Annotated in this window: 25 protein-coding genes; 6 read left to right on the forward strand and 19 right to left on the reverse strand. The window is 52.8% G+C overall.

What is annotated here, in order from left to right; genetic code table 11:
- Positions 1-25: 25 nt before the first annotated feature.
- From A3GO_RS22810 to A3GO_RS25685, 15 genes are all read right to left on the reverse strand, one after another.
- Positions 26-487: a DUF6631 family protein gene (locus A3GO_RS22810; RefSeq protein ID WP_157606738.1), complete on the reverse strand. Its 462-nt coding sequence runs from the start codon at positions 485-487 to the stop codon at positions 26-28.
- Positions 488-541: 54 nt separating this feature from the next.
- The gene (locus tag A3GO_RS25220) at positions 542-1,264 is read right to left on the reverse strand and encodes a phage protease (protein WP_051301894.1); all 723 of its coding nucleotides are present in this window, start codon (positions 1,262-1,264) and stop codon (positions 542-544) included.
- A gap of 55 nt (positions 1,265-1,319) precedes the next feature.
- Positions 1,320-1,595 (reverse strand): hypothetical protein, encoded by a 276-nt coding sequence (locus A3GO_RS0106375; protein WP_029132695.1) that lies wholly within the window; start codon positions 1,593-1,595, stop codon positions 1,320-1,322.
- A 54-nt stretch (positions 1,596-1,649) separates the two neighbouring features.
- Positions 1,650-2,687 carry a hypothetical protein gene (locus A3GO_RS0106380; RefSeq protein ID WP_029132696.1) on the reverse strand — a complete coding sequence of 346 codons (1,038 nt, stop codon included), beginning with the start codon at positions 2,685-2,687 and terminating at the stop codon, positions 1,650-1,652.
- Complete coding sequence (locus A3GO_RS26050; protein WP_157606739.1) at positions 2,684-3,103, reverse strand: hypothetical protein; 420 nt, start codon at positions 3,101-3,103, stop codon at positions 2,684-2,686. Before A3GO_RS26050 ends, A3GO_RS0106380 begins: the two co-directional genes overlap by 4 nt.
- Before the next feature lie 147 nt (positions 3,104-3,250).
- The gene (locus A3GO_RS0106385; protein WP_157606740.1) at positions 3,251-3,733 is read right to left on the reverse strand and encodes a hypothetical protein; all 483 of its coding nucleotides are present in this window, start codon (positions 3,731-3,733) and stop codon (positions 3,251-3,253) included.
- A 235-nt stretch (positions 3,734-3,968) separates the two neighbouring features.
- On the reverse strand, positions 3,969-4,373 hold the full coding sequence (locus A3GO_RS0106390; RefSeq protein ID WP_029132698.1) for a regulatory protein GemA: 405 nt from the start codon (positions 4,371-4,373) through the stop codon (positions 3,969-3,971).
- Positions 4,374-4,377: 4 nt separating this feature from the next.
- A complete protein-coding gene (locus A3GO_RS0106395; protein ID WP_169720372.1) occupies positions 4,378-4,896 on the reverse strand; it encodes a hypothetical protein in 519 nt (172 codons plus the stop codon).
- Position 4,897: 1 nt separating this feature from the next.
- Positions 4,898-6,148, reverse strand: a complete 1,251-nt coding sequence (locus tag A3GO_RS0106400; protein WP_084609841.1) for an ExeA family protein — start codon at positions 6,146-6,148, stop codon at positions 4,898-4,900.
- A gap of 18 nt (positions 6,149-6,166) precedes the next feature.
- Positions 6,167-7,603: a DDE-type integrase/transposase/recombinase gene (locus A3GO_RS0106405; protein WP_051301895.1), complete on the reverse strand. Its 1,437-nt coding sequence runs from the start codon at positions 7,601-7,603 to the stop codon at positions 6,167-6,169.
- A 320-nt stretch (positions 7,604-7,923) separates the two neighbouring features.
- Positions 7,924-8,880 carry a hypothetical protein gene (locus tag A3GO_RS0106410; protein ID WP_029132702.1) on the reverse strand — a complete coding sequence of 319 codons (957 nt, stop codon included), beginning with the start codon at positions 8,878-8,880 and terminating at the stop codon, positions 7,924-7,926.
- Complete coding sequence (locus A3GO_RS0106415) at positions 8,877-9,197, reverse strand: helix-turn-helix domain-containing protein (protein WP_029132703.1); 321 nt, start codon at positions 9,195-9,197, stop codon at positions 8,877-8,879. The genes A3GO_RS0106410 and A3GO_RS0106415 overlap by 4 nt, the downstream gene beginning before the upstream one ends.
- Positions 9,190-9,597 (reverse strand): hypothetical protein, encoded by a 408-nt coding sequence (locus A3GO_RS0106420; protein WP_029132704.1) that lies wholly within the window; start codon positions 9,595-9,597, stop codon positions 9,190-9,192. The genes A3GO_RS0106415 and A3GO_RS0106420 overlap by 8 nt, the downstream gene beginning before the upstream one ends.
- A gap of 217 nt (positions 9,598-9,814) precedes the next feature.
- Positions 9,815-10,294, reverse strand: coding sequence for a hypothetical protein (locus tag A3GO_RS0106430; RefSeq protein WP_029132706.1), 480 nt, complete (start codon positions 10,292-10,294; stop codon positions 9,815-9,817).
- A 102-nt stretch (positions 10,295-10,396) separates the two neighbouring features.
- Positions 10,397-10,624, reverse strand: a complete 228-nt coding sequence (locus A3GO_RS25685) for a helix-turn-helix domain-containing protein (protein ID WP_084609843.1) — start codon at positions 10,622-10,624, stop codon at positions 10,397-10,399.
- 77 nt (positions 10,625-10,701) lie between these two features.
- Between A3GO_RS25685 and A3GO_RS25225 the strand changes: the two genes are divergently transcribed.
- From A3GO_RS25225 to A3GO_RS0106450, 4 genes are all read left to right on the forward strand, one after another.
- Entirely contained in the window at positions 10,702-11,334 is a 633-nt protein-coding gene (locus A3GO_RS25225; protein WP_084609845.1) for a helix-turn-helix domain-containing protein, read from the forward strand.
- A 2-nt stretch (positions 11,335-11,336) separates the two neighbouring features.
- Positions 11,337-11,762 carry a hypothetical protein gene (locus A3GO_RS0106440; RefSeq protein WP_029132707.1) on the forward strand — a complete coding sequence of 142 codons (426 nt, stop codon included), beginning with the start codon at positions 11,337-11,339 and terminating at the stop codon, positions 11,760-11,762.
- 40 nt (positions 11,763-11,802) lie between these two features.
- Positions 11,803-12,225 (forward strand): hypothetical protein, encoded by a 423-nt coding sequence (locus A3GO_RS0106445; RefSeq protein WP_037374773.1) that lies wholly within the window; start codon positions 11,803-11,805, stop codon positions 12,223-12,225.
- Between the two features lie 553 nt (positions 12,226-12,778).
- Positions 12,779-13,417 (forward strand): LysE family translocator, encoded by a 639-nt coding sequence (locus A3GO_RS0106450; RefSeq protein WP_029132709.1) that lies wholly within the window; start codon positions 12,779-12,781, stop codon positions 13,415-13,417.
- A gap of 3 nt (positions 13,418-13,420) precedes the next feature.
- Here A3GO_RS0106450 and A3GO_RS0106455 read toward each other — a convergent pair whose 3' ends face one another.
- Together A3GO_RS0106455 and A3GO_RS0106460 are read right to left on the reverse strand one after the other, a co-directional pair.
- Positions 13,421-13,675, reverse strand: coding sequence for a hypothetical protein (locus A3GO_RS0106455; protein ID WP_029132710.1), 255 nt, complete (start codon positions 13,673-13,675; stop codon positions 13,421-13,423).
- A gap of 144 nt (positions 13,676-13,819) precedes the next feature.
- Positions 13,820-14,236, reverse strand: coding sequence for an Lrp/AsnC family transcriptional regulator (locus tag A3GO_RS0106460; RefSeq protein WP_029132711.1), 417 nt, complete (start codon positions 14,234-14,236; stop codon positions 13,820-13,822).
- A gap of 166 nt (positions 14,237-14,402) precedes the next feature.
- On the opposite strand from A3GO_RS0106460, the gene lysA reads away from it, so the two are divergent.
- Together lysA and A3GO_RS0106470 are read left to right on the forward strand one after the other, a co-directional pair.
- Complete coding sequence (gene lysA, locus A3GO_RS0106465; RefSeq protein ID WP_084609847.1) at positions 14,403-15,656, forward strand: diaminopimelate decarboxylase; 1,254 nt, start codon at positions 14,403-14,405, stop codon at positions 15,654-15,656.
- Between the two features lie 151 nt (positions 15,657-15,807).
- Positions 15,808-17,424: a methyl-accepting chemotaxis protein gene (locus tag A3GO_RS0106470; protein ID WP_029132713.1), complete on the forward strand. Its 1,617-nt coding sequence runs from the start codon at positions 15,808-15,810 to the stop codon at positions 17,422-17,424.
- A 44-nt stretch (positions 17,425-17,468) separates the two neighbouring features.
- On the opposite strand, the gene A3GO_RS0106475 is transcribed toward A3GO_RS0106470, so the two are convergent.
- Together A3GO_RS0106475 and A3GO_RS0106480 are read right to left on the reverse strand one after the other, a co-directional pair.
- Positions 17,469-18,827 carry an ATP-binding protein gene (locus A3GO_RS0106475; protein WP_029132714.1) on the reverse strand — a complete coding sequence of 453 codons (1,359 nt, stop codon included), beginning with the start codon at positions 18,825-18,827 and terminating at the stop codon, positions 17,469-17,471.
- Positions 18,820-19,494: a response regulator gene (locus A3GO_RS0106480; RefSeq protein WP_029132715.1), complete on the reverse strand. Its 675-nt coding sequence runs from the start codon at positions 19,492-19,494 to the stop codon at positions 18,820-18,822. Before A3GO_RS0106480 ends, A3GO_RS0106475 begins: the two co-directional genes overlap by 8 nt.
- Between the last annotated feature and the right edge of the window lie 118 nt (positions 19,495-19,612).

Here is a 19,612-nt window from a genome sequence, read left to right on the forward strand (position 1 = left end):
AGCAGCTGCCGACGCGTATAACCATTCAACTGCTCTTTTGCATGGCCGTGGGCGATGAGTGTGGCGAAGACGGATCCCCATCCGAGTGATTTTCCGCCTGTCGATTCCTCATCTTGGGCACCAGCAGCGCCAACAGGCGGCGGACGAAAAAACTCTGATTCACACTCCAGAAAGTGGTGGACAAAATCGTACCGTCTTTATCGGAAAGCCCTTTTACCCAATCCACCTCACGGTTAACCGAAGCCGCCAAGAGTTGAGTGAATTCCTCCGCATGACTTGAAAAAACAGATAACAGACGGTTTATATCGATTGTCTCCCAGTCTTCACCAATATCGGCAAATGACTGGATAATCGGCATCGCCGTTGGTTCAAGCTTGAGTGATTCATAAAAGCGAAATTCACGGACCGTAACAGTTTCTCCGGTGGTTAATGTAATGTCTCGGTCCGGAATCAATATTTCCAGTTCTTCTTGAGGCGATGTCGTCATGTCATTCTCATAGGATTAGATAAATAGACTAAACGGCGCGACCGTAAATCCGGCTCACTTAGAAAGTGCGTATTCATCAGGCGATAAACCAAGTTGCTGGCATATCTCCAGCTCGACTTCGGTAACTCCATAGCATGATGCAAGGGCAGAGCTATCGACGCAGTAACTATCGATTTCCTTTTGCCTGGCATACTCTTCAGTACTGATTCCCATCATTGAGCAGATGGCAATCTCCTCCTTTCCAAGGGTTGGCTTTAATGTTTCAATGACATTTCCTTGTGACTTGGCTGCTGCTGTAATGGGTATTTCCGGCAAGCTGGAAAGTGCAGGCGTGTTTGTGAGTGCAATGTGCAAAATATCCAGCACTTCACCTGTTTTCTTGCTATAGGAAAAGACAGGCGAGATGTAGCGATACTCTTTCGCCTTGAGATAGGCTTTTGCTTTGGGCGTCCATTCGGTACCTACCGCATAGATGCCCCGATTCTCTTTCAGTTCCAAATCCTTTATCCAGCCTGCAGCCGGTGCAGGGAGGCCATTTTTAGCTGATTCAAGGGTCTGGTGTTCATAGTCAATGAGAAGTGGTTTCCTCCGACTACGAACCTTCCGAATCACATTCAATGCATTGGCCAACGTCAGACGCCAAGTCGGTATATCTCTTGGCCGCCCATCACTTGCCCTAAAGTCGCCAAGAGGAACAATCTGGAATGCTTTGTCTTGGTCATTGGGTGCCAGGGAGCAGCTGGCGAAGCCGATCAATGGTGAGTAAGCATTTTTCATGTTCCTATACCTTCGTCAATTCCTGTACTGGCCCGCGCATTTTTCTGTATCACCGTCATACGATACCGAACAGCGCATCGAGATCGGCAGGGTTTTCCTGGTAATAGGCCCTCAGTGCGCTCCTCGCTGGCCCCATTGCTCCCTTGGCCTGTTGGGCAATACCGAGCGCCTCTTTGTATTCATTCTTATACTGTGGATACTTAGGGTCGTCCTTGTCAGCACCACGGGCGGCAAGCACTTTATCTTCGAGAATAAAGACTCTCATTTCTGCATTGGCTCGCGCGATTGCAGCGGCATTCAGCGCATCGGTTAACTCAGCGGGTACGGGCATTCTTCAATCTCCTAAAATGGTGTTTGTGATAAAATGGCAATGTGACAGGTTAGTTTATGGCCAGCAGATACCCATGGCTTCAAACCGCTCACGCTCCGCCTTTACTGCATCAATCACTAGATCAGAGTTTGGATAGAGACCTTTGAAAAGAATCCCTGGTCCTACTGTCGGTGCCACCGGATTAATCAGACTGTCTGGAATAAATGTTTGCCGCTCGTTTCCGGTCAGAAAAATAGGCGCAGAGCGCTCACCCTGCTCTGTAATCAGTCGCTCAAGGGCTGCAAGGCGTGTCAACGATACAATGGCCTGCTTTGCTTGTTCCTGATAAACCTTGGCAACAGCTGCTGCCTCATTCATTAGAAACTGATCCATGATTTTTGGTGTTACCCGTTCAAGCTTTTCCAGGTCTAGCTTCAATACTTGCTGCTTTCGAACTAATCCGGAAATCACCTGGTTGGCACGGGCCGCCAGTTTTTCTTTTTCAGCCTGCTGCTCTGCATTTGCTTGCTCCATTTTTGCAATTTCAGCATCAATTGGATCAAGCTGTTCTTGGGTTGCCTCACCCAGAGCGATATCAGCCAGCAAGTCATCTCTTTTTTGGTGTAAATCGGCAAGGTCAAAAAAGCCATCCCTGGCATTCCCAACGAACCCATGTTGTTCATCTATCAACTCTTGGAGCTGCTGAATCTTTTCAGATAAATCGATTATGATTGATTGATGCACGGCGACTTCATCTGCAGATGCACCTTGGCCAAGAAAGTTAAGCTTTTTGTCAATGGCGGCCATTTCATCAGTAGCCTCCTGTATTGAATCCCGTAATCGGCTCAACTCCAAGGCGATGGCTTTTTCATCATTTTGATATTTCGTCAGCAAAGCACGACTGTCTTCAGTATTGCTGTTCAGATTACCCTTGATTGCATTCCTGACGTCTCTTAATGATGTCTCCAATCCACGTACACTAATGCCTTTATTACCGACAGCTGATTTCAATTCAGCTTTCCGCTTTTCAAGTGTTTGCTTATTCGCCATTGTTTCAATGAGAGACTGATACGCCTTCTGTGAATTTTCCTGCTGTGATGTGAGGTTTTTCATTGGGGTTCCTGTGTTTGTTTAATACTTAATCTCCAGTCAGCCTGTTGAACTATTCGCCTGACAGATCGATCAGCAATACCTAACGCGAGCGCGACATCTCTTTCTGAGATGCCTGCCTTTCTCATCTCTACAACCCGATTTGAAAAGAGATATTGCTTAATTCTTACGCCTGAGGGGATTTTTATATCCGTTCCTCCAGCTAATTGACACAGATGATGGATATCCGTGGAACTCAATCCAGTAAAACGAGCTGATGCATCCGATGTGCTACTTGGAATGTATATATCAGTCCCGCCATATGTTTTAATCAGCCAAAGGATTCCTGAGAGGGATACCCTTTTCCCCAGAAGATTCTTGATGCCATTAGGAAGCAACGATCTCAATTTATCATCGGGGATATTGGCTATTTCGAACATTTACCGCTCCGCTTTACCGTGTGCAAATAAATGATACATCCCCCGGACAACTGTCCTAAGGCGGACCACGGTCCGGGTGTGATTATAGAGAGACGTGAAGAGCGAAAGAGAGGAAAGAACAACTCTTGTAAAGCGGAAAATGCTCCGTCAGAAATCCTCGCCATCAGATCGGAGATAAGCAATCAATTGATCTGCTAAATCGAGATATTCAGCAGCTAATATTTTCCACTCTTGGAGTGGTAAAGTATCAATCATCCCTTCTGGATCGCCAAGAAGTTGGTAATCCAGCAATGCCCACCCGGCACTCAATTCACTCACCCTGTCGGCAAGCTCATTGGAGGACTTCTCGATGAAAACGATATAGCTATCCCCGAATGAACCTGTGGCAGGGTGCCCATGAGCAGCCAGCCAGGCGTCAATGGCATATGCGCGGGCTGACAAGAGCCGATCCCCGACCCAGTTCATGCCACTTCCATTCTGAAGGTAGCACCTGGCGATTCTGACTTGCTCCCTTGCATCATCGAATGAGAAAGAAAAACCCATATGACTGCTCTCTTGTTCGCCCCGGATCACGGTTCCACTAATTGGCTCCTTGCCTACACGATCCAGTATTGCCCTGATGCCCGTCAATGCGACCTTTCCTAGTCGTTGTTGGTAAGGGCTGCGTACCGTCTCAACAAGCTCACCCTGCAAGCATGTCAGAGGCTTAATCCCTTTCCGATAACATAACGACTCGTTTGACAAGGCGTTCAGGGCCCAGGATGCCATTTAAATTCACCGCTAATCGTTTAACTGGCTTCAAGCTATGCCGTGGTATAGGTATACCACGCAAAACGGCTTATATCACCGCTCAGCGTCTCCCCCCTCATTTGCTACGGGAAGTCATACGCTTCAGCGCAACTATGGCCTTGCCAGCCACATCCAAGCTCATGAACCGGATGTTGCTCGCGTGAAAACGACGTTCCAACCAATGGTTCAAACTCCGTTCGCTTGGGTCGTTCGCATACTGCTTCCACAGCCCCACGATCAACTCCAGCTGCTTAGGGCTGGCCATGCCAGGGCGATGGCCGAAGTTGCGTTTGCATCGGAGTGATTTGAACCCCAGCGCCTCGAAGCGGCCCATCACTTGCTCGAAGCCTCTGCTGTCCAGTTCCTTGGCGCTGCCAACTCCCGCCGTATTGCGCAGCAGCGTCCGGTAGGCGTTTTCACTCATATGCAACTGATTCTTCGCCACATGTACCAGCCCCAGTTTTGCATTGGATATTGACATCTCTTTACTCTCCATGCGGACCCGCTTTCTGGGCTGGCCGTATCTCTACGCGCCACCCAATATTCTGATGCCGTACAAGATTCGGGATATAGCCAAGTTCACGGATTCTATCCATCAGAAACTCCAGTGCCGGCTTCAGTGACTGATCCGAATCAGTAAAATTGGCCAGATCCGAAGCTGCCGTAGCAATCCCCGAGGCGCTTGCACTTTCTGAAGAAACAACCTTCAGCAGATCAAGCAGCAACTCACCAGGGAGTCGATCGCCTTCCTGTGGGTAACTTAATAAGCGGTCTTTCAACGATCCGAAGGCATCATAGAACTGATCAATACCAGATTCGGCGCTTTGCGCCACATCACTAGCCAGGCCAATTAACTGCCGGACATCCTCCAGGTCAGCTGTGCCAATGGTGTTTAAGCATTCCAGTTCCTCGACTATTTTCAGCAAGGCCGTCAATTGATAGATCTTATTTCTTAGGCTCCAGCCCATGTCCTCACTCTGCTCAACACTACTTACCTTATTCACTTTATACCCCCGCAACCACATCAGCAGTGATTTTTCCCTCGCCAATTTCTGCGGCAAGGTTCATACACTTGACCACCAGATTGTTGACCACCAGGGGGTAGAGCATGGAAATGGTGTCGCGGCCGTTACGGTGGCGTAGGGTCAGTCGTTTTCGTATGGCCTCGAAGGCATCGGCCTCAAACACGTCGGTTAGCGACTTATCCATGCGCTTGAACTTCAGGCCAAGGTACTCCTCCAGGTTGCTGTTCAATGGCACTAGCTCGGCAACCTCGATGCGCCTGATCACCTCACGGGCCTGCCAGTTCTGTCGCTCGTCAAGCTTCGACTTCAGTTCTGATTGGCCGATGAGAATGATCGATAGCAAACGCCGGAAGCCATCTTCCAGCTCCCAAAATCGCTTCAAGTACTTCAGCGTGTGGACGGTCAGATCGTGCGCCTCCTCAATAATAAGCACATGGCTGCTTCCGCTACGGCTTGAACCGGTCAGCAGTTGCTCAATCTGCCTACCCTTTGCCTCGAGTGAGCGCCGAGGCCGCTCCTGAGAGATGTCTTCGATGATAGCGTCGCATACTGCGCCGGCGGTCAGTCGCGCCTTGTCGATGATGCGCGGCAGGATCGGTGTGATCTCGTGCCCCTCGCGGTAAATACGGTCGATGAGGTCGCGGCGTAGCACGCTCTTCCCAGCGCCTGACTCCCCAACTACTGCCAGGAAGCCGCCGTGCCTGGCAGTGTTGAACATGTACTCACGGATATAGCGCTGATCGGGTGCCAGAAACACGTCATCTGGCCCCTGTACATCGTCCTGGAACGGGCTGCGAAACAGCCGAAAATGGTTTCGTGCAATTTGTGATAGCATAACGGTCTCCGGTAGTTGATCTTCGTCTGCGGTCGGAGCGGGGGCGATATCAATCCGCGCAAGGTCTTGGTGGGTCGAGCGCGGTTGGTATCGGTCCTCTTCATCGATCTCGAATGCCACTTCAATATCCTCCTCAGAAACGCCCTGATGGCGAAGGAACGCCCTGATCTGCTGCTGCAACAAACTTTTTGGTGATCTGGCCGGCCAGAGATCACGGTTGAGTATCTGGGCCAATGTGGCCTCGCTGGGATGCGCTCCTTTGGCCAGAACCAGGTAACGCGCCAACTCGCTCTGCGGTACGCAGATCGCCCCCAATATTCGCTTACACTTCAGCGGGGTAGGCTTGCGCCTCCGATGTGCTTCCCATCCTTCCTCGTACAGTTTCCTACTATGCATGTGTCGGTCCTCCCTTGGTTATGACGCGGTAACAGACAACTCGGCATCGGGTAAGGTCTTTCCCTCCATCCAAGCTGCTATCCGCTCCAGCTCATCTTCCGGCACCCCATTGGGGTAGGTCTCACGAACGGCGGCGCTCTCGGCCTTGGTGAGCGGACGGTCGAGACGGGCCCGCAAGCGTTTCAGCGCCTCGATAATGCTCAGCGGCTGCCGCTCGGGGTGAACCGCGTGTGGCAAATCAAGTTCGGTTCCGGGACGGCGCATATAGCTGGCCACTACCTGGTCTTCCAAGTAGCTGAATGGGTCCACCTTGCCCCCAAAGGCAGGCTCGCGTCGAGCACGGGCGAGGTCCACCTCTTGTTGGGTTTCTGCCCCGTAGGCATCTTTTGCCATTTGCTTCCGGTGGCGGTCTGTGTCTGTGTCTGGCTTGGCTGCGTAGCTCTCGCCGAAGATCGGGGCATCGACGGGAAAACCCGCTTCATTGTGCCCCTGCGGTGCGCACTCATATGCCACTTCCTGACCATCCTCATCCTCAAGTAGAACCAGAATATTAGGGGCCTGGTAGGGGTTAACACACACACTCACGGATTCACCGACACGCACGCCTGGCACATGCTCCACCGAGTAGGTTTCTGGCGCACATCCCTTCATCGCATAGGTCACCACCAGGTTGCCTTTGACCTGGCGGGTCTCCGGTTTCGTGGAAAGCAGTTGCTCACAGAGTTCGCGAGGAGGGCAAATCCGTAGCTGCTCGGCGCGGATGGTCTGCCAAAGACCATAGCGGGTGGTGCCGGTGCGCCGATGAATCCGGTTAGCGTTATATGCCCGCATCCAGGCATGCGCCTTGGCATTCAGCTCTTCGATGCTCTGGATGTTCACAAGAAATAGCCGTCCCTCGAAGTCACGCTCGATCAGGTCGTGGGTCTTCTCCACCTGGCCCTTGGCGCGGGGCCGGCCCGGTTCGTGCGCCCAATGCTTGACCTGGAGGCGGTCCAACAGATTGCGGATCAGATAGGACTGGTTGGCGCTGCCGGCATCCCATACCAGCATGAGCGGTACCCCGTGGAACGGGTCTTGCTCATGGGGGCGCTCGGCAAACGCCGTCATCAGAAACTCGAACAGCGTTTCCTGATCTTCACCTGCCGCCTGAAAGTAATGGACATAAAGGGTGCCGGTAAAGTGGTCAGTGACCAGGTAGCGCAGCACACGTTGCTTGGCGACACGCGCCACGTTAGCAGGTTTGTTCTTGTAGAAGCGCTTCTCATCCATGACCGCCAAGCCACCCTTATCCAGGTAGTACAGGACACAGACCGATACATCGAACTGCCAGACGTGGTTGGGGTGCAGGCTGCGCATCTCGGTATGGGGCGTCGGACGCGTAAGCTGGTCGGGGTGACATCCGCTGTTGCGCATTGTCCGCAGGTAGGTACCTGAAGACGCATTGGATTTGATCATTCCGTTCTCCTTAGCAATCTCGATTGCGGTCGATGCGGAAAGGAGGCGTTTTCCGTTGGCTCGGGCCGACTCAGCCATGAGTGTCGCCACCGCTTTGGCTTCTTCGAGAGAAACGCAGCTTTTTCCTGCATCGTCCCGACGCTTGCGCCCTGACTCCCACCCGATTTCCTTCAGGCCCCGGTATACCCAATCCCTGGAGCATTTTAAAAATGCAGCAGCGCGGTCGGTGATCTCGCTTCGCTGGCCTCGCGGCGCTTGCCCGAGCCTCATCGCAACGTCTACGAGGTATCGCCTTTCGTCCGCCGTCAATTCCATGACCGTTACTCCGTATCATTCATCCAGGAATCGTCGTAATCGAGATCCACCGGGTCTAGCTGAAGGTCAACCTGAATTTCATCCAGAACGATCCGCAAACGGGCGAGGGCTTGGGCGCAGGCATGGCGCAGGTCCCGCGGTGCCTCCTCCCAATCGAGAATCTCCTTGATGGCTGCACGCGGCCCCAGCATGGCGCTCTTGACGAGAAACACCTCCTTGTTCAGGCGCTCGGACAGCTCACCGGCACGCTGATCGGGCGTGAGCGATTCGGCCTTGTAGAGCTTGGCCTTCAGATCGTCGGTCTCTTTGCGGTGGTCGGAGACGATGCGGCGCGATGCCTCCAGCTCGCCCTGCAGATCCTTAGCGCGCTGCTCCAGGCTCTCCTTCTCCTCGGCGTGCTTGGCGCTCATCGCGCCCACGATATCTAGGAGCGTTTCCTTGTCACCTTCTATGATCGCCTGACGGATCTCGTCTTCGGCACTACCATCTGTGTTGGCAGCAATGCGAAGTGCGCGACTCATCCTTCCGGTTATGCCGAGCTGGGTCATGCCTTCAAAGACTTCGGGACCAAACTTATCAAACTGGGTGATCTTCTCGTTCACATGCTCCCTGGAATACCCGAATATGTACCGGCAACAGTCATCCCAAGTGGTAACCGTTACCACTTCTCCGCTTGCAAGCGTTAGCGAAGATCCATTAAGTGCTTGATATAACTTGTTTTCCTTTATTTTTTTCCATTCCGCCACCATGGTAGCGGTTACCAGTCTATGGATACCGCCAAGAATCTGCTGCCGGCCAATCATCTGATTGATCAGGTCACGGGCATCCGAGTATCCCGAGGCAGCATGCTCGTTCTGGGCCTTGATAACTTGCTTGGTAGTTGCAATATCCAGTTCAGTTTCCGCACGCTCCTTACGACGCTTGATGTCTCCCATATCCATGCTTTTGTTCTCGTTACTCATGCACGCAACTCCTCACCCGTAATTCGCTTGTAGTTCTCTTCGATCAAATGGATTTGCTCAAGGGCCGTCCGCCTGTAGCTGGCAGAGATGTTGGCGAGCTTTTCGGCCACAATCCAACGCGACGCCTTGCCCCCTGAGACAGGCGTTTCAACCACCCATCCCAGTGCCTCCCAAGTCAACAGCGAGCGCCGAGCCGACTGGGGATCGACGCCGGTTAGATCCCAGATCTCCTTGATCGTCTTGCCTTTGAAATCGTCCTCGAACAGGCATTCCAGGACCTTCCCAGCCTTGTGTACGGATTGGGTAATCTCACTCACTGGTTTTCCCCTTTGGGTAACGTTTTGAAAGCTTCTGCAGGTACCGATGCACGGTGTTTTTGCTGGGAGCACGCGCTTTTCCGAATCGCTCCACGCACAGGGCTGAGATTCGAGCCACTCCGTGATAAACCGGGAGGCTGTGAATAAATGCCTTCACCGCGGGGTCCGCATCAATTTTTGAAACCCGACCGCGACGAATCAGGTTGGGGTTGAAGGGGTATACCTGGGAACCGGGGGGCGGTGATACGGTCAGGCTCTCCCGCAGTATGATCGATAGCGCCTGGTTGACGATCATCATGGCGTCCATGCCGGCAACATCAATCAGCGCCGCCACAATGTCGCGTGCCTTTCGGCGAATCTCGATTTCAGAAAGTCGCTGCACCCTGTGAAGATTGTTCATTATTTCGCCCTCTCAACCCTGCGTGACACGTCGTAGTCGCTCATCTCACAGACACCTTCATCCTCCGGTCCATCCATTCCAGCGAAAGCTGGGAAACGCAGGTAATTCACAGCCTTGCGCCCACACTGCGCCGGCACCCGGCGCACGAAGAAAGCTGTTTTAGTCCCCAGCCCAGTCCGCACGACTAATCGTTCGCCTGGCCTGATCGTCGTTGGCCTCATTTCTTACCTCCAAATCCAAGTTCCGGTTGCTGATGTTTCTCCACAGTTCGTTGCTGGTAGGCCAGCTGTTCCATGGTCGTGTGGAGCGTGGCAAGCGTCTCCTCGGTGCCGACCTTGCCTTCATAAAAGGCCAGGAGCTTGCCCACCACCTCGGTGCAGGACGCCTGCAGTCCATTGATGTCCTTGGCGGTCGCATTGCGGCCAGTGGGGATATCGATCAGGAGCTTGTGAGCGGAATGCCCGATAAAGCGGGTGACGTAGGTAATCCCGCATGCTTCCTCAAACGGCCGGATCAGGATGGCCGGTAGTCGACCGGACTCCAGCCACTTATATAAGGTCCAGCGTGAGGCCAGCCCCATCAGCTCTGCCACCCGGTCCACAGAGCGGTTGTGTCGCTCACGCGCATACTCCAGGCACCACTCCATGGCCTGGCGCAGGGATGTCGGTTGCCTGTTCTTCCAACTACGCCTGGTCATTGGAAAGCCCTCCAAAGCGAAGCCTCCAAACAAAGCCTGTCCGTGCCTCTACGCAACGAGCCAGAAACGACATATGTTTAAAGACAAAGGAATTCATCGTGATCAGGCAGCGGCAGAGGAAGAGCCAATGACACCAGATGCTTCAAGAAGTTTTTCACGCAGAGCGCGGCCTTTGGGGCCATCCCAAGAGCCAATTAAGGCCGCACGCGCATTGCCATTGTTGACGCCATGCTCACGACACCAAGCGGAAAAGGTGGTTCCTTGGGTAATAAAGTTCGCACGAACTTTTAGGTGGAGATCAATGCCTGGGGTTGCTGTATTGATGTCCATGTTGAATTACCTCATGATAGTGTTTAGTAAAGCCATTAAATACAACTATTAGTTGAAATATTAAACATATAGTTTAAATGAGTCAACAAAAAATGCCTGAAATTGGAAAAATCTTGTCCCGCTTTATGGAAATCTCAGGGGCTCGTAGCGATTCGGCTATTGCTAAGGCACTTGGGGTTACACCCCAAGCCATTGGTAATTCAAGAAAAAGAGGGGCAATTCCCTATGAAAAGTTCCTTCAATTTGCAGAGAGGAACGATATCTCTTTGGATTATCTATTGCTGGGTAAAGGAGGGAGGGATAAGGCTACAGACCCTATCGACGAAGAACTATTTAACGAAGTAGTTTCTGCTTTGGCGTCTGAGGAAAGCGAATTAAGAAAGGTAAATTATGATGTTTTTTGCCACTATGCAGTAATGATTTACAACCAGGCACATCTAGTTACAAACGTCGAAGAACGAACAAAAGTTATCGCTAGCACAGTCCGTATGCTAAGCATTTCCACTATAAAAAATGTACTAACCAATATTGAGAATTGGGAACCCTCTGATCCAGAACACAAAAATAAACTTCAGAAGGTTTTGAACGAAAGAATTAACGAGCTTGAGATTGGAATGGAGGCCGGCACGTCCACTGTTCAACAAACAATTAATGGAGAAAATAACCAAGTTGCTGGTAGAGATATTACTAATCCTAAGAATAAGGATTAAACATGGATAAACAGGGCCAGCAAGAAATTTCTCAGCAAAACGAAGGGAACGGAAATTACGCTGCCGGCCGCGATATCGTAATCAATCAAGTCAATGAAAAAAGCTGTCCAAAACCTCTAAATGAATGCACACCTGACGAATTGATAGCCGAAAGGGTACATACCAAGAAGATCCTCAAGGATGCTCGAAAAGCCATATTTCTCAGTTGGCAACTGGCAGCTGTTACCGCAGGTCTTATTGTATATGCTGTATGCGCTCTATACCTGCCAATCGGCTATACAGGAATGTGGCTTGCAACGGTGTTCTTTTTTGTCTTTCCGGCTTTTTTCTTGGTCTGGCTAGTCCAACGTGAAGGCGAGGTGATCCGGGATCAGTTATTGAAGCTAAATCTTATTCACAGGCTCCTAAGAGGCTATGGAGTGCGGTAGCGCTGGCGACTTATACCAGAGAGTTCAACCAATCTAAATAATGGAAGAAGAATACATACAATTTAACTCACACCAGGTAGATGTCCGTGCACGCACTGACTCATTGGCGAGAGCTGTATTTATTATTGCTGGCGGTGGGCTATCGATCTCGATAGGGATATTTACAAACTCCCTAATGCAGGATGTAGATCCTTTCTTGGCTGCATCACTTAAAGTTGCATGGTGGTGTTTGGCGATAACCATCGTTTCTCTCGTTCTGATGCTATTCACCATTATTACTAGAGATTATTTCTTTGCTGAGACCTGGCGCCAGAAGCTGCAAGGAAAACGCCAGGATGTACCGCATGGTCCAGGTGTGGCTGATTTGATTATTTGGCTACTTGCTACAATTGGGCTCGTAACTTTTATTGGGGGATTTCTCGGCCTGGCATTTGTGGCAACAAGCGTGATCGGTTCAAGGTAGGCCCAAAATTGGGCCAGAGTCTGTTTTGAATTCTAGTTTTCAGTAGGCGGTGTCGGCCTGTGTAACAGATAGTTTAGGGTCAGAATACACACTCTTTCGGCTGTTTTTTATTTTGTAACCTGTTTTTCACTATGCGATCCCGTTATAACTCGACTAATCCCGGCATATCCCGTTTATCTTAAACATCCCTTAGTATTATCTTAATAACAAACACCCTGTTTCAACCGCCAAGGACGCAAAGAACACGAAGGAAGACAACGACTCGTGTTCTCATGATTCACCACCTCACCTGCCGGATTGGGCCGGAAATGCAGAGAAGCCATGGCATCTCTTCGCGTGCTTCTCGGTTGAGTAGAGGCATTCAGGCTTATCAAGGCGGCGGATAGAAGCGGGCGGTGAAGGGGCGGAGTCAAGTGTATTACCGATTGTCGGCCAGGGGATGGCTTGACTCCTCCCCCGTAGGTTGAAATAGTTTGTATCAGCTGCAACTGCCCATGCTAGAATGCCGGTCGATTTTATTTCGCGTAACTGTTTGAATTAAAAAATATATTATATGTTTTTTGACAACTATCTCTGGGCCTATCTGCTGGCCATTACCTTGCTCACGGTATCGCCCGGGGTGGATACCCTGCTGGTGATCAGGAATACCGTGCGTGGCGGTTTCAGGGATGGTGTGTTGACCAGTTTTGCCATCTGTCTGGGCCTGTTCGTACATGCGGCCGTCTCCGCCGGGGGCATCTCCCTGATCCTGATGCAGTCGGCCTGGATGTTCTCCCTGCTGAAGCTGGCGGGCGCCGGTTACCTGGTCTGGCTCGGCGCCAGGAGTCTGTATTCCGCCTATCGTGGCGAAAGTGGCCTGAAGTTTGAAACGGGCAGGGTAAAGCACCGCCAGGTGGCCGCCTGGACCTCACTGCGTGAAGGTTTTCTCTCCAATGTGCTGAACCCCAAGACAGTCATCTTCTATATGGCGTTTCTACCCCAGTTCATCCAGCCGGGCGATCCGGCGCTGGCCAAATCCCTGTTCCTGGCCGGGCTGCATTTCATCATCGCCAATATTTGGCAACTGATACTGGTGCTGATGGTGGGGCGGGCCGCCATCTGGCTCTCCCGTCCCAGGGTTGGGCGCTGTTTTCACAGCCTGACCGGTTCGGTCATGGTCTTCTTTGGCATACGCCTCGGTTTTGATTCCTAGCCCTCAGGCCTCTTCAAGCCACTCGATCAGGTAGAACAGACGGAATCCCTCGGATGAACGGGAGGGTCCATACACCAGTGCCGGGTAGCGCTGCTCTTGCACATTCGCCTGAGCAATGGCGCTGCTGTACGAGTCCATAATCTCGACACAGTTCTCGGGAAAACGGGCGCGTTTTTTTCCCGGTACATAGATCACCGCATAGTGCTTCTCAACTACTGAGCTTTCCGGGTCGCTGCCGTGGGTTCTGGGAAAATCCATAGATTGACCGCCTGTTCCTGAAGACCACTTTCAGATTAACCCGATTGGCAACCGATGAACAATCAGCCCTGTTAATCCCCGAATAGCACCGGTGGATGATCCAGTTTCAGAGGATGCGCACGGGGTTGGTGAAGTTGCAGGAGATCAGGATATCGATTGCAGTACCGGACAGGTAATCAATCTGGTCAGGTCCGGTAGCTGTTCCAACTGGCGGCGTATCTGATTCAGGCGCTCCATCGAATCGGTTTCTGCGAACAGGATCAGATCCACCTCGCCACTCAAGGCATGTCCGTAACAGAGTTCAGGGATGGTTTGGATCGCAGGTAGCAGTTCATCCAGCTTGAATGGTGAAAAACTGAGTTGAAAGTAGGCCTGCACCGCTTTCTTGCCCACCTCACCCAGACGCAGCGTGTAGCCGCGGATGACCCCGTGTGCTTCCAGCCGCTGAATCCGTTCGGCCACGGCGCTACGGGAGAGACCGATATCACGCCCGATGGCCGCCAGTGACTCGCGGGCGTTCTGTTTCAGTCGATTGATGATCTGCCGGTCAAATTTGTCCACAGCCGGATTATTGCGAGTTTTCAGGTTCTTCGTCCAGTACTCTCTGGACCGCTAATTTCACGGGAATAATGTACATCTTACGGTCAAAAACCGGCGTGTTTACAGCTGTGGGGTGTGAGGGCCTTCGGTAGGATCAACATTAGACCAAAACCGACGGAGACAAACAGTGAATAGTGAAAGCTTCTTGCAGTATCGTGATGGACAGCTCTACATGGAATCCATATCTCTGAATAGCATTGCCGAACAGGTGGAGACCCCGTTTTACTGTTATTCGGCAGCGGCCATCAAGGCGCGGATAGGGGATTGCAAATCCGCCTTCGAGAGCATTGGCGCCACGATACATTATGCGGTGAAGGCCAACAGCAATCTTGCCGTGCTGCGGCTCATGGCCGAGGCGGGTTTGGGTGCGGATATCGTATCGGAGGGTGAACTGGCGCGCGCACTGAAGGCCGGGATTCCTCCACAAGATATTATTTTCTCCGGTGTCGGAAAAAGAACATCGGAGCTGCTGGCCGCGCTGGATGCGGGCATATTTCAGTTCAATCTGGAATCGATTCCGGAGCTGGAACGTCTGGCGGATCTCTGCGAATCCCGGGGCCGTACCGCCAACGTATCAATACGGATCAATCCGGAGGTGGATGCGGCAACCCACCGGCATATCACCACCGCTGTGAGGGGGAGCAAGTTTGGAATACCTTTCAGCCAACTGGAGTTGGCGCTGGAGCGGATTGTGCGCAGTGACAGTTTGAGGCTACATGGCCTGGCAGTGCACCTCGGTTCCCAGATAGTGACACTGGAACCCTATGAGAAAGCCTGCCGTCGACTACGGGAGTGGGTTATCGAGTTGAGAGATAAAGGCTATCCAATTACCCACCTGGACCTGGGTGGCGGTTTTGGTATTGACTACGGTGATGGTCGTTGTCTGGCGTACGGGGCGGTTGCCGCCGTGATCGATCGGGAGCTGCGGAACCTGGGGGTGGCAATTGCCGTCGAGCCAGGACGCTCCCTGGTGGCGACTGCCGGAGTGCTGGTGAGTGAGGTGGTCTATCGAAAGGAAGTTGAGCCGGTTCCCTTTCTGATTCTGGATGCTGGTATGAATGATCTGCTGCGCCCGGCCCTGTATCAGGCCTCCCATCAACTGTTAACGCTGAAGCAATCGGATGAAGCAAGGGAGATCTGCAATGTGGTTGGCCCAATCTGTGAGAGCAGCGACAGTTTTCTACAACAGGCCAGCCTGCCGCGGGTCAACTCGGGGGAGCGTGTGGCCTTGCTTCAGGCCGGTGCCTATGGGGCGGTTATGGCGTCCGGCTACAACAGCCGGGATGTCATTCCTGAGGTGATGATCACGGGTGATCAATATGGCCTGATCAGAAGACGCATCTCCCATCGTGACCTGATGGAGTATGAGAATTTTGCATGACCGGACCGGTTCTGATCTTTGTCAGCTTTGGTCTTATGACTAAAGGATCAGGCTGATTTGTCGATACAACAGACAATGATTATTTGCCCGGAATTAATGGAATAGCCCGGTTGGTAGAATTGGAAAATTTCAATTGTCAGGGGATCTCCTCATGCGTGAGTCCATAACCCATCTTATTCGCTGGCTGTTATCGGCTGTCGGTATTCGCTCCATCAACAGCCAGTTCCTGTTCTCCTATATCCTGATCTTCCTCTGCGCCCTTATCTCGGTGATCACCATCTATCTGAGTCTGGGGGTGAATTCCAACTCCATTGATGTCGCCGGCCGGCAGCGGATGTTGAGCCAGCGGCTGGCCAAAGAGGCGATGCTGGTGGCCCAGCAGGCTGAGAGCCGCGAGGTGATGGAGAAGACGATCAATCTGTTTGAATCCTCTCACAAAGCGCTTTTTGAGGGTGATGAAGCACAAAATATACTCCCGGTGAAAGATGCGCTGATTCTTGAGCAACTCAAACTCGTGGAGCAGCTCTGGTCGGGGTACAAGCAGGTAATTACCCAGTATGCGGCAAGTCCGGACAATGCCGGTTTGGCGGCGATTCAGAAACAGTCGGTTCAGGTATTGAAGGAGATGAACAAAGCGGTGGGTATGATGGCCACTGCAGCCAACGACTCGGTCGCGCTGCAACAGACTATCGCCTTTGTCATGACCTCAATCATTCTGCTGCTGGTGGTGCTGGGTCGGGTGTTCGGCATGACCGTGCTGATGAAGGAGATCGATCAACTGCGCACTCATCTTGGGGAGGTGAGTAAGGGTGATTTCTCCAAACCGATTGACTGCCTGGACAGCCAGAATGAGATCGGGCTCGCCTATACCGCCTATAACAACATGCTGCAACAGGTGGGGCAGATGATCAAAGGCGTATGTCAGGTTGCCGATAAGGTCAGCGAGGCGACGTCCAGGGCGACCGAGACGCTGAATAGTACCGATCAGGGGGTGACTCAACAGCAACAGGAGATCACCCAGGTTGCCACTGCAATAAACGAAATTACCGTAACCGTACAGGAGGTGGCGCGCAATACCAGCCAGGCGGCCGAGTCTGCGTCACAGGCGGACCAGGAAGCGAGAACCGGCCAGACCATTGTCAATCATACCCGCAGTGGTATTCAGAACATGGCGCAGCAGGTTGAAGAGGCCGCTTCCACCATCAACATCCTTGAGAGTGATACCCAGCAGGTGGGGCAGGTGCTTGAGGTGATTACCAGTATTGCCGAGCAGACCAACCTGTTGGCTCTGAACGCCGCTATTGAGGCTGCCCGTGCCGGTGATCAGGGGCGTGGATTTGCCGTGGTGGCGGACGAGGTTCGCACCCTGGCGCAGCGCACTCAGGAGTCCACCGGCAAGATACGCGATATCATTGAACGATTACAGAGTCAGGCAACGGCTTCGGTCAAGGCGATCGGCAAGAGCCGTGAGATCGCACACCAGAGTGTGGAGCAGACCGAGGAGGCCGGTGTTGCCCTGGAGAAGATCGTCGGCATGGTGACTACTATCCGGGATATGAGTACCCAGATCGCTACTGCCATCGAACAGCAGAGCCAGGTGACCGCGGAAGTGGATCGCTCGATTGTCAGTATTGCTGAGGTGGCAGAAAATACCAGACAGGCCGCACGCCAGACAGTCAACTCCAACGCGCAGATTAGTGAGGAGATCGAGCAACTGAACCGGGTCATGTCTCAGTTCCATACTACCCGAGCCGGCCTGGACCTTTAAGATTCCCAAGGCGGTGCACCTGCTGTGGAAGGGGGGTGTTTTGCCTATCTGAATGGCTGGAACAGGATGCCGATGCGGAACCCGGTCGAAGTGTCGGTATGATTCACGTCGATCTCGGCATCATGAATCTCCGCTATGCGTTTGACAATGGACAGGCCCAGTCCACTGCCGTTGGGACCGCTTTGTGCCCCACGCCGGAAGCGCTGGAACATCAGATCGAGCGTCTCGCTGGAAATGCCGGTTCCTGAATCCCATACCTCCAGTCGGATCCGGTCGGCGTCCCGGGTAATCCGGATGCCGGCTGCACCCGGACCTGGGGTGTATTTAATGGCATTTTCCAGCAGATTTCGCAGCATGATCTGCAGCATGGTCGGCTCGCCATTGATTGGATATTCGGGTTGCGCTGAATCCATCTCCAGGCGGATGCGGTGTTGTCGGGCGTCCTCCTTCAGGGTGGTGATCACTCTCCGGGAAAGCCCGACCAGATCGACGGACTGGAAAGTCAGTGTGGTGGCGCTTTCCCGGTCAGCCCGCGCCAGGGTCAGCAACTGGTTGACCAGGTGGGTGGTTCGGTCGATGCCCTGCAGCGCCTTGTTCATCGCCTTGGTCTTTTGTTGTTCATCCGTTGCCCGTAGCGCAACTTGAAGTTGCACCTTGAGTCCGGCCAGCGGGGTTCTCAGCTCATGGGCGGCGTCCGCGGTAAAGCGGCGCTCATTTTCAATAGCGTGGTTGAGGCGTTGCAGTAACCGGTTGAGTGCCCTGATCAGGGGAGAAATTTCAGCCGGTGCATGATCAATATTGAAAGGACGGAGTGAGTGTGGGTCCATGGCACCCGCCTCATCCACCAGTTGTTTCAATGGCCTCAGGCTGCGACTGATGCCCAGCCAGATAAACAGTCCCAGTAGCGGCAGCACCAGCATGATGATTGAGAGTGTATCCTTGATCAGGTAGGCGACCAGTTCTTCGCGCGCAGCAAGCTTTTGTGCCGTGTGGATGACCAGTCCGGTCTCCCTGTCCCGGAGGGTGAATACACGCCATTTTTCCCCATCAAATGTGTAGTCGCTGAAGCCTTCCGGCAGCTCGGTAAGGAAATCGGGGGCATCTTTCGACTGGATAATAAGACGGCCAAGATTTGCAGCGAATGCGATATTCAGCTCATAGTCATGTTGAAAATTGCTGTTCAGCTCGATATTGCGAATCAACTCCACTTCACCTTCCTTGATCTCCTGCTGCAGCAACCCAAACAGAATCCGTGCATTCTGCGCGAGACTGGCATCGTAGATCTCCTCCAGTTCATGGGTCGCGTCCTGGTTGACAAGAATAAAAATACCCAGCCAGGTGATGCCTATCAGTCCGATCAGACTCAGTAACAGCCGCTTGCGGATTGATACCTTCCTAGACATTGCCGTCGGCCTGTTTGGGGATTTTGTAACCCATTCCACGGATGGTCTGAATGGTGGACTTGCCGAGTTTTTTCCGCAGGTGGTGGATGTAGACTTCTATGGCATTGCTCTCCACCCCATCGTCCCATCCGTAAAGCGCCTCTTCCAGACGTTGCCGTGACAGCACCTGGCCGCTGTGAATCAACAACGCCTCCAAAATGGCGTACTCCCGTGAAGTGCAAGTGACCGGTTGGTCATTGAGATGAACCGTGCGGCCGGCCGGGTCGAGGGTAATAGCGCCATGCCTGAGCAGGGGAGAGCCACGCCCGGCGCGGCGCCGGGATATGGCGCGCAGGCGCGCGGCAAGCTCTCCCAGATCAAATGGCTTGGGCAGGTAATCGTCGGCACCGGAATCCAGTCCAAGGACACGGTCATCCAGGCTGTCCCTCGCCGTCAGTAACAGGACTGGGATAGGGTTGTTCTGTTGGCGTATTCTGCGCAGCAGTGTCAGCCCGTCCTGTCCTGGAAGCGAAATGTCCAGGATCGCCAGATCCAGGGCATCATCCTGCAGGGCGGCTTCCGCCTGATTTCCATCGGTTATCCAGTCGACGGTGTAGCCCATCTGCTCCAGGCCGACGCTCAGCCCATCACCCAACAATTGGTCGTCCTCAACCAGTAGTACCCGCATTATTATCGTCCATCAATTTCGCAGCCCAAGAAATCCGCTATTAGGCTTTAACAGCCTTAAGTTTTCCTTAATCTTTTGCAAGTAGTCTCGCCAGGATAAGTCCTCAATTCTTACCATG

This window comes from Sedimenticola selenatireducens DSM 17993, from assembly GCF_000428045.1.
Classification (GTDB): Bacteria; Pseudomonadota; Gammaproteobacteria; order Chromatiales; family Chromatiaceae; genus Sedimenticola; species Sedimenticola selenatireducens.